14 protein-coding genes are annotated in these 14,480 nt (G+C 38.0%); 6 read left to right on the plus strand and 8 right to left on the minus strand.

Going from position 1 to position 14,480, the window contains the following annotated elements:
* Positions 1-26: 26 nt before the first annotated feature.
* Both T7867_RS19505 and T7867_RS19510 read right to left on the minus strand, forming a co-directional pair.
* Positions 27-590: a DUF3109 family protein gene (locus tag T7867_RS19505; protein WP_273275443.1), complete on the minus strand. Its 564-nt coding sequence runs from the start codon at positions 588-590 to the stop codon at positions 27-29.
* Complete coding sequence (locus T7867_RS19510; RefSeq protein ID WP_322299697.1) at positions 587-1,372, minus strand: glycosyltransferase family 2 protein; 786 nt, start codon at positions 1,370-1,372, stop codon at positions 587-589. The genes T7867_RS19505 and T7867_RS19510 overlap by 4 nt, the downstream gene beginning before the upstream one ends.
* Before the next feature lie 115 nt (positions 1,373-1,487).
* Between T7867_RS19510 and T7867_RS19515 the strand changes: the two genes are divergently transcribed.
* Positions 1,488-2,567, plus strand: coding sequence for a glycosyltransferase family 4 protein (locus T7867_RS19515; protein WP_322299698.1), 1,080 nt, complete (start codon positions 1,488-1,490; stop codon positions 2,565-2,567).
* On the opposite strand, the gene T7867_RS19520 is transcribed toward T7867_RS19515, so the two are convergent.
* A complete protein-coding gene (locus tag T7867_RS19520) occupies positions 2,556-3,308 on the minus strand; it encodes a class I SAM-dependent methyltransferase (protein WP_068220216.1) in 753 nt (250 codons plus the stop codon). The two genes, T7867_RS19515 and T7867_RS19520, sit on opposite strands and share 12 nt — an antisense overlap.
* A 57-nt stretch (positions 3,309-3,365) precedes the next feature.
* Here T7867_RS19520 and T7867_RS19525 point away from each other — a divergent pair, with 57 nt between their 5' ends.
* Entirely contained in the window at positions 3,366-5,021 is a 1,656-nt protein-coding gene (locus T7867_RS19525; RefSeq protein WP_322299699.1) for an ArnT family glycosyltransferase, read from the plus strand.
* Here the strand turns inward: T7867_RS19525 and T7867_RS19530 are convergent.
* The 3 genes from T7867_RS19530 to T7867_RS19540 all read right to left on the minus strand — a co-directional run bounded on the left by T7867_RS19530 (position 5,018) and on the right by T7867_RS19540 (position 8,103).
* Entirely contained in the window at positions 5,018-5,719 is a 702-nt protein-coding gene (locus tag T7867_RS19530) for an O-methyltransferase (protein ID WP_322299700.1), read from the minus strand. The genes T7867_RS19525 and T7867_RS19530 overlap by 4 nt on opposite strands.
* Positions 5,720-5,971: 252 nt before the next feature.
* Entirely contained in the window at positions 5,972-7,279 is a 1,308-nt protein-coding gene (gene ahcY, locus T7867_RS19535; RefSeq protein ID WP_273275432.1) for an adenosylhomocysteinase, read from the minus strand.
* Between the two features lie 62 nt (positions 7,280-7,341).
* The gene (locus T7867_RS19540; RefSeq protein WP_322299701.1) at positions 7,342-8,103 is read right to left on the minus strand and encodes a biotin--[acetyl-CoA-carboxylase] ligase; all 762 of its coding nucleotides are present in this window, start codon (positions 8,101-8,103) and stop codon (positions 7,342-7,344) included.
* Positions 8,104-8,158: 55 nt separating this feature from the next.
* On the opposite strand from T7867_RS19540, the gene rsfS reads away from it, so the two are divergent.
* The 4 genes from rsfS (at position 8,159) to T7867_RS19560 (ending at position 12,303) form a co-directional block, all read left to right on the plus strand.
* Complete coding sequence (gene rsfS, locus T7867_RS19545; RefSeq protein WP_068220813.1) at positions 8,159-8,512, plus strand: ribosome silencing factor; 354 nt, start codon at positions 8,159-8,161, stop codon at positions 8,510-8,512.
* 62 nt (positions 8,513-8,574) lie between these two features.
* On the plus strand, positions 8,575-10,659 hold the full coding sequence (gene ftsH, locus T7867_RS19550; protein ID WP_273275427.1) for an ATP-dependent zinc metalloprotease FtsH: 2,085 nt from the start codon (positions 8,575-8,577) through the stop codon (positions 10,657-10,659).
* Positions 10,660-10,751: 92 nt separating this feature from the next.
* A complete protein-coding gene (locus tag T7867_RS19555) occupies positions 10,752-11,513 on the plus strand; it encodes a UDP-2,3-diacylglucosamine diphosphatase (RefSeq protein WP_288341875.1) in 762 nt (253 codons plus the stop codon).
* Positions 11,503-12,303, plus strand: a complete 801-nt coding sequence (locus tag T7867_RS19560; RefSeq protein WP_322299702.1) for a hypothetical protein — start codon at positions 11,503-11,505, stop codon at positions 12,301-12,303. The genes T7867_RS19555 and T7867_RS19560 overlap by 11 nt, the downstream gene beginning before the upstream one ends.
* Here the strand turns inward: T7867_RS19560 and T7867_RS19565 are convergent.
* Both T7867_RS19565 and T7867_RS19570 read right to left on the minus strand, forming a co-directional pair.
* Positions 12,296-13,642, minus strand: a complete 1,347-nt coding sequence (locus T7867_RS19565; protein WP_322299703.1) for a TolC family protein — start codon at positions 13,640-13,642, stop codon at positions 12,296-12,298. The two genes, T7867_RS19560 and T7867_RS19565, sit on opposite strands and share 8 nt — an antisense overlap.
* Before the next feature lie 112 nt (positions 13,643-13,754).
* Positions 13,755-14,450 (minus strand): ABC transporter ATP-binding protein, encoded by a 696-nt coding sequence (locus T7867_RS19570; RefSeq protein ID WP_221405990.1) that lies wholly within the window; start codon positions 14,448-14,450, stop codon positions 13,755-13,757.
* Positions 14,451-14,480: the final 30 nt, after the last annotated feature.

Here is a 14,480-nt window from a genome sequence, read left to right on the forward strand (position 1 = left end):
AAAAAAGCCGGCAAAAGCCGGCTTTTTTATTTCCCTTCAATCTCATTACATAACTCCTCATACCAAGCCTCTCCATATTTTCGAATCAGAGCGTCTTTCAGAAATTTGTAAACTGGTACCCCAAGCTTTTCTCCCAATGTACAGGCAGCAGAACAGATATCCCAACGATCGTAGTTTAGCGCCTCATAGTGGTCGTATTTTGAAATTCTGATTGGGTAAAGCTCACATGAAATTGGCTTCTTGAAAGTAGTCTTTCCATCCCTATAGGCCTGTTCTATACCACATTTCAGAATACCCTTTTCATCATAAATAGCAAAAGCACATTCCTTACCGCCAATGGTTGTGGTTGAATAATCGCCTTCAAAGTCCATTAAATAAGTACCCTCTTTCTCAATAGCAGCAATTCCTTCTGCTGACAAATAAGGTTTTACTACTTCGTATGCATTTTCCAACTCTTTTAACTCATGCTCCTCTAAAGGGGCACCTAAATCACCTTCCACACAGCAGGCACCTTTACACTTCTCTAAGTCGCAAACAAAGAATTGCTCTTTTATGTCGTCACTTATTACTGCATTATCAACTAAAATCATATCCTATCCTTCGCTATGGCTTCTCCATTTTTAATCAACTGAATCTTCAAGCCTCTTGAGTAGACATCATATGCGCTTAAAATTGCGATATGAAAACCAACCTTCCCATTTAGAAACCCAAACCTCACTAGGTACTCATAAAAAAAACGCCAAAATGGCTTTATCACTGTCGTAACAAAGAATCCGGTTGGCTTCCCTTTTTCTATTTTGTCATAGGCCTTCCAGGTAGAATACCAATTTACCTTTACAATAAACTCATTGATTCCTTTCCACGTGTAGTGCCTCAGATGGTTATTGAGTATTCCAATTTCCCCTTCCGTTTCAATCTCTGAATGAACCTTTTTGTCCTGATACCTGCATTCATCCCTCAAAAACAACCTCACAACTTTATCACTTCTCCAACTCCCATATTTCACCTCTTCCCCCATAAAAACAGTCCTTCTCTTAATCCAGTAGGCTGTTTTATTCGGGTTCCTCAATGTATTTAATATTTCTTGCTCTAATTCAGAAGTTACTACTTCATCAGCATCTAGAATAAAAACCCATTCATGCTTAGCCTGAGGAATTATCCAATTCTTTTGAGTTGCTGAATTCACATACTCATGTTGAATAACATTCACATTATCATAACTCTCCGCTATCTCCACCGTTTTATCATTGCTAAAAGAATCAACCACAATAATTTCATCCGCCCACAAAACCGATTCAATAGCCTGTCCAATATTGACCTCTTCGTTATATGTAGGTATTATCGCTGTTACTTTATTTCTTGTTGAAGTCATGGTACAATGAATTATGACAGTCAAAATTAGCAAAAGACTTAAATAACAACGATCTCTGAGCAACAAACACTCTCGATTTCATACTTTTGCCAGCCAAATGATTAAGTCAGGTTCAATGAAAAACATTTGTTTTCTAAATACTACGAGCTTTTGGGGTGGTGGAGAAAAGATACACTTTGATTACGCTAGCAAATTTAAAGAAAGAGGCTATACAGTCTTTATTGCAGCAGATAAGCGTAACGAACTATACTCTAGGGCAAATAAAGCTGATATTGACACTTTTGCCCTTAGGCTTAAAAACCTATCATTTCTAAACCCATTTAAATACATTCGACTCTATAGGTTCTTTAAAAAGAGCAAAATAGATACAGTTATTATTTCTACGTCACACGACACAAAGGTTGGTGTCTTAACAGCCAAATTAGCAGGGTTAAAAAGGATAGTTCTATACAGGGCTTTGGCAGCACCCGTTAAAGCAAGTAAAATTAATCAGTATTTGTACAATAATGTAATAACTCATCTGATAGCCAACTCTTTAGAAACAAAACGCACAATGTCGATGAATTTTGGCAATAGGCTGAAACGAAACATCCAGATCATTTACCAAGGTTTAGACTTTGAAGAAATGAGTAACAGAAAGATAAATAGGCATTCATTTGACAGTGAAAAAATCATTATTGGCAATGCTGGTCGGTTGACAATTCAAAAAGGGCAACATCATTTCATAGAAATAGCCAAAATCCTAAAAAAGAAATCAGTCAATTTCAAAATTGTGATTGCTGGAACTGGAGAGTTAGAAGAGCAACTATTGAAAGAAATAAAAATAAATGAACTTCAAAATGAAGTTGAACTACTCGGCTTTGTGGAAGATATGAGTTCATTCATGGAATCCATTGATATTTTTGCACTCACTTCTGAATGGGAAGGCTTTGGCTATGTCATTGCGGAGGCAATGTTTGCCAGAAAACCAGTAGTTGCGTTTAACATCACGAGTAATCCTGAGTTGGTAAAAACAGGTTTCAATGGATATCTGGTACCTTTTGAGGATTTAGAACTATTTTCAGAAAAGCTGGCTGAATTAACGAAGAACAAAGAAATAAGAGAAACACTAGGCTCCCAAGGCTGCAAATTTGTTCAAGAGAACTTTAGCCTTGACAACATAATTGATCAATTTGAAGAGCAATTAGCCTCCTAAATCTCTCCTTTTAACCGCCTTTACAATCAAAGTTTCTCCAAAAAGAACGTTCTTATTGAACACTTGGGAGAGCATACTCCTGTTAACTTCTACCGTTCCTTCTCTTGGCCCTGTTTTTTTATAAATCCAAATTGTTGATAAATAAACCCAAGGAACAAAGACCATGTATAGCCAACTAATAAGTTTAATTCTATTTGTCGAAATCTGCTCAATTTCAAAGCCTCGAGTATGTAATAGATACCTAAGCTCATGGAATGATATCATTCCTACATGATGAAGAGGTGTCGGATTTCTTTCATCTAAAGGCGAACTGCATTTATAATGATGCCCTGTCCAGAACCACCTCCACCTAGAACGAATGCTTGATATATTTGGGGTTGATATTATAACTGAACCTCCAACTTTAAGACTCCTGTTTACCTCCTCCACAAAAGAGGCTTGACCATAGATGTGTTCAATTCCATCTATGCAGACGACAATGTCTTTACTAGCCGATTCTAAAGGCAATCTTTTAGTCATATCACCTAGAACAAAATCGTCATGTTCTATTTGTGAAATATCTTCGATATCCACCCCAGTTACATTGCTAAAGCCATTATCCTTTAACCGAAGAATAAATGCACCACGTCCAGATGGAATATCAACAACAGATTTCTCTGTATCATGTTTTATTAAATTATAAACCTCTTTATGGGTACCTTTTGTGGTATTTATAAATATTCCCTTGTACGAGTCAGGCATATATAAACTAAATTTGGGTGTTCTTTCTGAAGCCTCCAAAAATAGTAAGTAATAGATATGATTCTTAATAAAAAAGAGATAGTTGAATTTCAGTGGACTCATTCACGTTCTGCTTCGTATCTGATATTTGCACTCATATCTCTCCTATACTTCTATAACTTTCATGTTAATGATATATGGACTCCGAACGAGAGTTTTTATGCAGAAGCTGTTCGTGAAATGTTTGAGTCTGGCAATTTTGTTGATATTAAATACAACTACGAACCTCGATATAACAAACCTCCTCTCACCTATTGGGCGATTGCCGCCAGCAGTGCCATTTTCGGACTCAATGAGTTTGGTATTCGCCTGCCAATTGTTTTGATGGCCCTTGGCTCTATCTGGCTTACTTATTTACTGGGAAAACGTATGTATGGCCAGTCTGGTGGTTATTATGCCATGATAATAATGGCTTTGGGTTTACAACTCCTTGCAGTAAAGCAGTATGCCTCACCAGAAGTTCCTCTCACCTACTTTTTCACACTTACTATGTATTGGTTTTACAGAGGATATGAAGACCGATCTACGAAATATTTAATACTCAGCTACATTGCCCTAGGACTCACCGTGTTAACTAAAGGGTTTCCATACATTATTGTGCTTGGTGGCATTGTAGGGTTCTACATATTGCTAAAGAACTGGGGGCAGTGGAAGCAACTCTGGAGAGATATAGTTTTTCTAAAACTGCCATTAGGAATATTAATTATTGGGGTGATTGGCCTGAGTTGGGTGATTTTTATGTACGTAAAAGATGGTCAGGAATTTTGGGATATTTATTATACCGAAACATTCGGACGAGCTCTTCAGAAGAAATCAAATGGTATGAAGCCCTTCTTCTACGTAGGAGTTCTGAGCTGGACTATTATACCATATTCGTTGACATTCTTTTATTCCATTGTGTATTGGATAATGAACCGAAAGGAATCGAAAAAAGTACTTTTTCCAATTGCATGGATTACTGTAATGTTTGTGATTTTCACCGTTTCAAAAGGTAAAATACCAACTTACATTATACAAGCACATCCAGCCTTAGCTCTTATGATTGTACCAATGTTCATTGGAGATAAAGTACCGAAACTAGCAATCAAAACTATTCATTTCATCATTTCAGCGTTACTGACAAGTGGAATGACCTACCTTATTTTTGAGTTGAATCTATCTTTGGCATTCTATCTTATACCTTTCACCTTAGTTGTAGTTACCATATTATTTATATTGAAGAAAGACGGATTTAGGTTTAGTCTAATTTTACCGTTTTGGACCATGTTTGGTTTTATGATTGTATTCACTTCTTTTCTTCCGAGAATGGAGGCATTCAGGCCTTATGATGAAATAGGCAGAATTGTAACTAAAAACGAACAGATTGACAAGAACACACCATTGCTACTAGATGCTTGGCTTATTCAAAACTTACCCTACTATACCGAACGAAAGAATTTAAGAGATTTTTCTCCAGCGATGATAAATGAGTATGCTGAAGGAAATGAAACACTGGCATTATTACCTAAAGACCACCTTAAAGAAATTAACTTTAAACATGACGTACTATGGGAGGGTCTAATTTACAGCTTCGCTTCAGAATCGCAGTTCTTCAAATTTACAGTAGCCGTAAATCAAGCATTAAAGGGCAATACGGAAAAGTTTGAAACCTACGTACTTATACACAAACCTTAAGACGTTTGCAGCCTAAATGGCTTGGCTTTTTTACCCATTAGAAACTTGAACTTGAAAAAGTTTGAAACCACACTATCCTTTTTCCAAAGAGCAGCATGCTGCTTTAGACTCACCAATTGAGTCACATCTACATCATTCGAGGCCAGACCTAATCCTCCTGCCGTTTTTCTAAAATCTTCTAGAATAAACCAATATTTGAACTTCTTGATATGATCATGATATTCCTTACGATTACTATCATGAACCACAACTATACCATTCTTAGCTAACAATTCATGCGCTAATTCTATGCAGTTCTCTCTTCTTATTCCATCCACCAGAATAAAATCATAAGGAGCGAATTGCTTAGGGAAAGTGGCATACAAATCATCTTCTGGAACCTTGGGATCATTACCATCAACATCTACAAAATGTAAAGATAAATTAGGTCTATCGATTACTTTTGAAATCTTATCGAACCAACCTTTATGGTGTTCAATTGAAACCCATCGAGCTCCATCTGGCAAATGACTCATATAATAAGGAGTGCTAGTTCCGCAACCATACTCCAAACACTTATTTGGTTGAAACTTGGCAAATAGCTCTTTGAAGAAATCAATCTCTTTATATTTCATGTATGGATCCTTAGAATCCATACCCAAAAATTTCTGGAACTTTCTTAATGTCCCCTTAGTGTAAATGCTTGCTAGTGTTTCCATAAAAAAATTAAAGACGAAGATATAGATTAAAAAAACACTCTTTAGAATGGATTAGCAAAAGAACTAATCTATTTAAACAATCAAGAGAAACAGGGCTCGATTATCTCTTTGCCAAATGTAAGAATTGACTTAAGGAGCATTAAGTAAGTCACCATCATATCTTTTATAAAAAAGACAACTAGAGTAATTATGTGAATCCCTTGCATAAAAAAAGGCTCCGAATTGGAGCCTCTTAATCATCTTTTGTAAGACTTAATATCTATAATGCTCTGGCTTGTAAGGTCCATCAACAGTTACACCAATATATTCTGCCTGATCTTCTGAAAGCGAATCTAACTCCACTCCAATCTTAGCCAAGTGAAGAGCCGCTACTTTCTCATCTAAGTGCTTAGGAAGTGTGTAAACCGCATTCTCATAAGCATCCGTATTTGTCCACAACTCAATTTGTGCCAAAGTTTGGTTAGCAAAAGAGTTAGACATTACAAATGAAGGGTGGCCTGTAGCACAACCAAGGTTTACTAATCTACCTTCAGCCAAAACAATGATGTCATTTCCTTCAATGTTATAAAGATCAACCTGAGGTTTGATTTCTACTTTAGTATCACCAAACGTTCCGTTCAACCAAGCCATGTCAATTTCATTGTCGAAGTGACCGATGTTACAAACGATGGTTTTATCCTTCATCGCTCTGAAGTGTCTTTCGGCAATGATATCTTTGTTACCTGTAGCTGTTACAACAATATCAGCTCTCTTTACAGCATCATCCATTTTCTTCACCTCGAAGCCGTCCATAGCAGCTTGCAGTGCACAAATTGGATCTATCTCTGTAACGATTACTCTAACACCAGCACCTCTCAAAGAAGCAGCAGAACCTTTCCCTACATCGCCATAACCAGCAACAACAGCAACTTTACCAGCTAACATAACATCGGTTGCTCTTCTGATAGCATCTACCAAAGACTCTTTACAGCCGTATTTATTGTCGAACTTAGATTTAGTAACTGAATCATTCACATTGATGGCTGGCATCGGAAGAGTGCCTTTCTTCATTCTTTCGTAAAGTCTATGAACACCAGTGGTAGTTTCTTCTGAGAGACCTTTAATAGCAGGTACTAATTCTGGGAACCTATCAAGCACCATATTGGTAAGATCACCACCATCATCTAGAATCATGTTCAATGGCTCGCCACCTTCAAAAGCATGAAGAGTTTGCTCAATACACCAATCGAATTCTTCCTCGTTCATTCCTTTCCATGCGAAAACAGGAATTCCAGCTTTAGCTATTGCAGCAGCCGCATGATCTTGAGTTGAGAAAATATTACAAGAAGACCAAGTAACCTCAGCACCAAGCTCTACCAATGTTTCAATCAACACAGCAGTTTGAATTGTCATATGAAGACACCCTGCAATTCTAGCCCCTTTAAGTGGCTTACTAGCACCATACTCTTCTCTCAAAGACATCAAACCAGGCATTTCTGCCTCTGCCAATTGTATTTCTTTTCTACCCCACTCAGCGAGGTTTATATCTTTTACCTTGAATTTTACTCCTGTTTCTTGCATTGAATGTCAATTTTTCGAGGCGCAAAGGTAACACCTCAAGCATTGCAAATCAATAATTTGAGTCAATTCCAGATGAATTCTATCTCCTTGAAATCGAAAAGCTTATCTCCTTGCTGTGTTGCTAATTTCAGTTGACCAGAATCTAGAACATCTACGATTTGACCATCAAATACATATTCAGACCTATATTTTCGCCACTGATTAAATCCTATCAGGTTTTGTAAATACTCATCTTTTATTTCGGAGTATCTCTCGGCTTTCAATTTCAAATACAATGCTTCAAACTGACCTAATAGCTTCTCAAAAACAGATTGAAGAGAAAAGGCAATTCCTATCTCATTAGACATAGAAGTTGCCGTGGCCAAGCCAAATGCCTTTTGATTCACATTTAAGCCAATCCCTACCACGGAATGCTCTAGAAACTGTCGCTTTATGCCATTCTCAATCAAAATACCGCAGACCTTTCTGTTATTTAAAAGAACATCATTCGGCCATTTGACTTGACTATTAGCATCTGGCAACCTATCATTCAGAACACGTTTCACAGCAAGTGAACTAATCATATTCAGATAGAACTGCTTGGAAAGCGTAAGGAAATTGGGCTTCATAATTAACGACATTGTCAGGTTAGCACCCTCGGCACTGAACCAAGAGTTACCTCTTTGCCCTTTGCCAGCAGTTTGATTATCGGTTATGACAACAGTGCCCTCTGACGTGTCATGCTGAAGGAGTAATTCTCTAGCACTGTCATTAGTAGAGTGACAGGATGGCATATATTCCACCACCTTGCCGACAAATAAGGTATTAGCAGGAATTTTGTACAACAGTTTTCGTAGTTTTACGCGTAAAGAAATCAAAAATACTTCACTAAACTCATTAATGAATTCGGAAGAACTGAGCAATGTAGTTGTTAAGGGAATGGAGGAGAGAAAGGCAGAAGACATTGTCGTTATGGATCTCCGTAAAGTAAAAGGCTCTATCTGTGACTTTTTCGTTATATGTTCCGGTAACTCAGACACCCAAATTGAAGCAATTGCCAAGTCAATTGAATCTGAGGTTGACAAAAAAGATGAAAAACCCTGGCGAAAAGAGGGTTTCACTAATAGAGAATGGATTCTAATTGACTACGTGAGTGTTGTAGCCCACATATTCAGAAAAGACAAGCGACAGTATTACGGCTTGGAAGATCTATGGGGCGATGCCATAATTACTTCTAAAACTCACAACGCTTAATTAACCTTTATTGTGGCAAAGCGTTATAATGTAGATTTTAAAAAGACTCAAAAAATTTAATAATGCCAGATAGTCCAAGAAAGAAAAACATACTGGGCAAACCAGCTCCAGGAGGAGGCAAAAAACCGAATAATCAAATTTGGATATTCGTTTCCCTAATCATTCTGTTTTTCGCAATTTCATTCTTCACCAACTCAGGAGGGGGAATAGCAATTACCAAAGCTCGATTCGAAAACATGGTGAAAAGCAACGATGTTGCTAAAATTCTCTATGTAGAAAATCAGAATATTGTTGAAATTACTTTGAAGTCAGAAGCACTTCAAAATGCGAAATACAAAACAGAATTAGAGAACCAAAACTTTTTAGGTTTCGGAACTGGCCCTCATTACAAGATCGAAAAGCAATTCTTTTCAGCAGAAGACTTTAGAGGCTACTATCAAGATTTTGTCACCGACACTGACATTCCGAGCAACCAGCAAGTATCTATTGAGTTCGATAACAGAACAACGATTATTGAATTCCTAAGCACTTGGGGCTTCTTAATCTTAATTATTCTGTTCTTCTGGCTTATGATGCGTAGAATGACAGGTAATGCAGGCCCTGGTGGTCAGATTTTCAATATTGGAAAATCTAGAGCAGCCTTGTTCGATACTGAAAACAAAGTGAAAATCACTTTCGACAATGTTGCAGGACTTGACGAAGCCAAAGAAGAAGTTGCGGAGATTGTTGAGTTCCTAAAGAACCCTTCAAAATTCACCAAACTAGGAGGAAAAATCCCTAAAGGCGCCTTGCTTGTAGGCCCTCCAGGTACTGGTAAAACATTATTAGCGAAAGCCGTAGCAGGTGAAGCAGCTGTTCCTTTCTTCTCGCTTTCTGGTTCTGACTTTGTTGAAATGTTTGTGGGTGTAGGTGCTGCCAGGGTTCGTGACTTATTTAAGCAAGCGAAGGAAAAGGCTCCTTGTATCGTATTTATTGATGAGATCGATGCAATCGGTAGATCTAGAGGCAAAGGTCAAATGCCGGGATCTAACGATGAAAGAGAAAACACGTTGAACTCTCTCTTGGTTGAAATGGACGGTTTCGCTACTGATTCAGGTGTAATTATCCTAGCGGCTACCAACCGACCAGATGTACTTGATAGTGCACTATTGAGACCGGGAAGATTCGATAGACAAATCAGTATCGATAAGCCAGATATTGTGGGCAGAGAAGCCATTTTCAAAGTTCACCTTAAGCCTATTAAGCTAGAAAAAGATGTTGATCCTAAGAAGCTTTCAGCTCAGACTCCTGGTTTTGCTGGTGCAGAAATAGCCAATGTTTGTAATGAAGCTGCACTAATCGCTGCCCGTAGGGATAAGAAAGCAGTAGACATGCAAGACTTCCAAGATGCTATTGATAGAGTAATCGGTGGTCTTGAGAAGAAGAACAAAATCATCTCTCCAGAAGAGAAAAAGATTGTGGCATACCACGAGGCTGGTCACGCAGTAGCTGGCTGGTTCTTAGAGCATGCCGACCCATTGGTAAAGGTATCGATTGTACCTAGAGGTGTTGCTGCATTAGGATATGCTCAGTACTTACCAAAGGAACAGTTCTTATACCAAACTGAGCAGTTGATGGACGAAATGTGCATGACCTTAGGTGGTAGAGCTGCCGAAGAAATTATTTTCGGTAAAATTTCTACAGGTGCATTAAGTGATCTTGAACGTGTTACCAAAATGGCTTACAGCATAGTTAGTGTTTATGGTATGAACGATAAAATTGGTAACATTTCATTCTACGACTCTAAGCAGAATGATTACAGCTTTAACAAGCCTTACTCAGAAGATACAGCTAAAATTATTGACCAAGAGGTTAAAAAACTGGTAGAGCAAGCTTACCAGAGAACTAAGCAGCTCTTAACAGATAAAAAGGAACAATTAGAAATTCTGGCCAAAGAATTACTTGACAAGGAAATCATTTTCCAGTCCGACTTAGAAAACCTAATTGGGAAAAGACCTTTTGAAAAGGAGACTACCTACCAAGCTTACACTAACAGTAATGGAAAAGTTAAAGAAAAAACCGCTCCAGATGCTGATACTAAGCAAGAAGAGGTAGTTGAGCCACAATCAGAAGGAACAACCTCAGAAGAACAAGAAAATAAAGAGTAAGCGTCTATAAGGCCTACAATACAAAATCAGGTTTAACGACCTGATTTTTTTTGTTTTGGTCATTGGTTATCTTTCACCATTCAATTGAAAGCATGAAGCTTAATATAGCAGCGTCTAAAAAAGTATACTTCGCCTCAGACTTCCACCTTGGAGTTCCAACTGCTCAAAAGAGTAGAGAAAGAGAATTAAAAATAGTTCGCTGGTTAGATGAGTGTAAAAAAGATGCGCAGGCCATCTTTCTAGTTGGAGACTTATTCGATTTCTGGTTCGAATACAAAACCACCATCCCGAAAGGTTTTTCTCGTTTTCAAGGCAAACTAGCTGAGTTGGTTGACGAAGGTATTGAACTACACGTTTTTACTGGCAATCATGATTTATGGATGTTCGGCTATTTTGAGCAGGAGTTCAACGCCAAAGTATATAAAGAGCCGTTAGAATTAGACATAAATGGAACTTCGCTTTTTGTTGCTCATGGCGATGGACTTGGCCCAGGAGACAATGGCTATAAGTTTCTGAAGAAGGTATTCACAAACAACTTCTTTCAATGGTGCTTTCACTGGTTACATCCGAATGTGGGTATTGGCCTGGCCAATTTTTGGTCAGGAAAGAGTAGAGCTCAGGCCAACAATACAGAGCAACGATTTTTAGGAGAGGAAGAATGGCTATGGACTTTTGCTAAAGAACAAGAAAAGCTAAAGCATCACGATTATTACCTATTTGGACACAGACATCTTCCGCTAGATCTAGAAGTTGGCTATAGCAGCAGGTATATCAATTTAGGTGAATGGCTGAACTATTATACTTACGGGGTTTATTCAGATGGTAAAGTAGAACTAAAAACATTTGAAGGCTAGAATAACCATAACAGCCTTATTCTTTCATTGCTTGCTTTTTAGCCAAGAAGCCAAGATTATAGAGAGTTTTCCCATTCCATTCGAACCTGTAGCCGCATCAATTGACAGGCAAGGATTCCTCTACTTTGCATCATCTGATGGAGTTATTGAGAAATACGATAAAAAGGGTCAGCTTCAGTACCACTTTTCACCTCAAAGAAAGGCTACTCCTAGTCTATTAGAAGCTTGGCAAGGTTTGCGAGTTTTTGTTTACTACCAAGGCTTTCAGGAGTATTTATTTTTGAATAGGTTCTTAGCCAACTCAGAAAGATACAACCTCAATAGATTCAACATTTCACAAATCAATGGTATTGCTACGCTATCAGCAGACAATAACCTGTGGCTATTGAACACCGGTAATTTAACACTCAGTAAGATTGATGTAAATAGCGGTGAGTTGCTCTTAGAGAACATTCTCAGTCTAAGCTTAGAAAACAAGAAACTCAACCCTAGCTTCATCAGAGAATATCAGAACTTGCTTTTTATAAGCGATTCTAAAGGTTATATCCTTGTTTTCGACAATCTTGGTAATTTCGTTGAAGAAATTAATGCAGCAAATAACGGGTTCTTCAGTTTCAGTAAAAACTGGCTAATTTCTTCATCTCCTGCGCAAATTGTTTTGACCGATATCTATTCTAAAAAAACAAAGGAGATCAGCTACGCTAATCTCCCTTATCAATTTGTGTTTATGGAAAACGACCTTTTGTTTGCCATTTCAGGCAAACGAGTAGATATTCTGAGTATTAATTAGTTCCGGGCTCCATTAACTCACCCTTATAAATATCAAGAATGAACTGCCTAAGTAGTATGGAATACTTGCTTCTTACAAGCTCCAAATCTCCACGATTCTTAGCAGTCAAACTCTGTAAATAAGTCACAAAGTCTATTGTGCCATTATCATATCTATTTTTGGCAAAATCAAATGACTGATCCAAACTCAACTTACTCTCTTTAGCTGCAGCATAAGAAGTCTTAGCATTTAGTAAATCTAAGTAGGCTTGCTGGACTTGATTTGTGAGATCGTTCTTAGCCTGCTCCAAAGCCAATTGAGAGTTTAAGACCTGAATTTTAGAGGTCTGCAGTTGTGTTCTATTTTGAAACCTACTGAACAAAGGAATGCCTAAACTTAAACTAGCTGATTTTACTCTATTTCTATCTAGCTGAGTTGACAAGTCTACAACCGAACCATCTCCCTGATTTCTTAGGTTTGAACTCCACCCAGTGCTCCATCCTGACCTCAAGCCTAAAGTAGGCATCCAGTTAAACTTTGATATTTGAAGATTTTTTTCTGCTGCATCTAAATTAAGTTGAGCAGATTTAACAGAAGGCGAGAAATCCATAGAACTGCTATAAACAGTGTTGTAATCCTCTAACTCCTTATTAAGTTCAGCGTCATTCGAAGTAATTCCTTCAAACTGATAATCTTCAGCAGGATCTAAAAGGAGCAGCTGAATAAGGCTCAGCTTGGCAGATTCAAGCTGATTATTTTGATTTACAATAGTGAGCTGCTGTTGAGCAACTTGAGATTGGAAGTTATAGACTTGCTCCATATTTCCAACACCTGCGTTTTCTCGCTTCCTTTCTCTATCCAATTGCTCATTCAATAAAGAAAGCGTTGCTTCATTCATTTTCAAACCTTCTTTAATAGTTATAACCTGCAAAAAGGCACCAACTATTTGCGCTTGAATAGACTGAACAGTTCCTCTCACAGCCTCTTCTGATGCCTGATAACTAGCTTTCGCTTGTTGCTTACCATATAAATTAGAGAAGCCATCAAACAGTGTCAAACTTGCATCAATGGACATCCCTCCACTTAATGCTGTTGTATTCACTAAGTTACCAGTAGTCTGGTCAAACTGAAGTCCCTCCCTCCAAGAGTGAGAAGCTCCTGCACTTAGAGAAGGTAAAAAGTTAAACTTGCTTTGGGTATATTGAGCTTTAGCTATTTCTGCTTGGTTTTTAGCTCTTTTTATACTCAAGTTGCTCTGCAATGCTATGTCTATACATTCCTCTAACGTTAGCACCCTCTGAGCCCAAACCGTTGAACTGGAAAGCAATGCTAACAGAGCTATTGTGAATAATCGTTTCATACTAATGTTTTCTATCCTTTGGGCAATATTTTTCTGGAAGAGCTGTCCCAAGCTCTTCAATATTTGCCCACCTACCATTTTTGGCAAGTGGACTTTTAACCTTTACAAATGCTTAAACTAGCGAGTTCTCTTTTGAATTAATGTTCTCAGATACTACCTGACCATCGAACAAGTTCACAACTCTATGAGCATACTCAGCATCGGTAGCAGAGTGAGTTACCATAATCACAGTTGTACCATTGGCATTCAAATCACTCAAAAGAGTCATTACCTCTTGACCATTAGTTGAGTCCAAGTTACCAGTAGGCTCATCCGCTAGAATTAGGTTTGGCTTAGCTACAACGGCTCTTGCTACCGCAACTCTTTGCTGCTGACCACCAGAAAGTTGTTGAGGGAAGTGATCTTTTCTGTGCATAATCTGCATGTGCTCAAGCACCTCTTCTACTCTTTGCTTTCTTTCAGAAGCAGGATATTTCAAGTAGATTAAAGGAAGCTCTACATTTTCATATACAGTAAGTTCGTCAATGAGGTTAAAGCTCTGAAACACGAAACCAATGTTTCTTTTTCTAAGCTCTGCTCTCTGTCTTTCAGAATATTTTGAGACCTCTTCATCGTAGAAATAGAATTCACCTTCAGAAGGATTATCTAATAGACCAATGATGTTTAGAAGAGTAGACTTTCCGCAACCGGAAGGTCCCATGATAGCAACAAACTCACCTTCAGCGATCTGAAGATTTACGTTATTCAACGCTGTTGTTTCAATTTCATCTGTGTAGTAGAACTTCTTCAGCCCTTTAGTGGTGATGATACTTTTGTTGTTTCCCATAATTGTAAAAGT

The sequence above is a fragment of the Roseivirga spongicola genome (assembly GCF_034376045.1).
Lineage (GTDB): Bacteria > Bacteroidota > Bacteroidia > Cytophagales > Cyclobacteriaceae > Roseivirga > Roseivirga spongicola.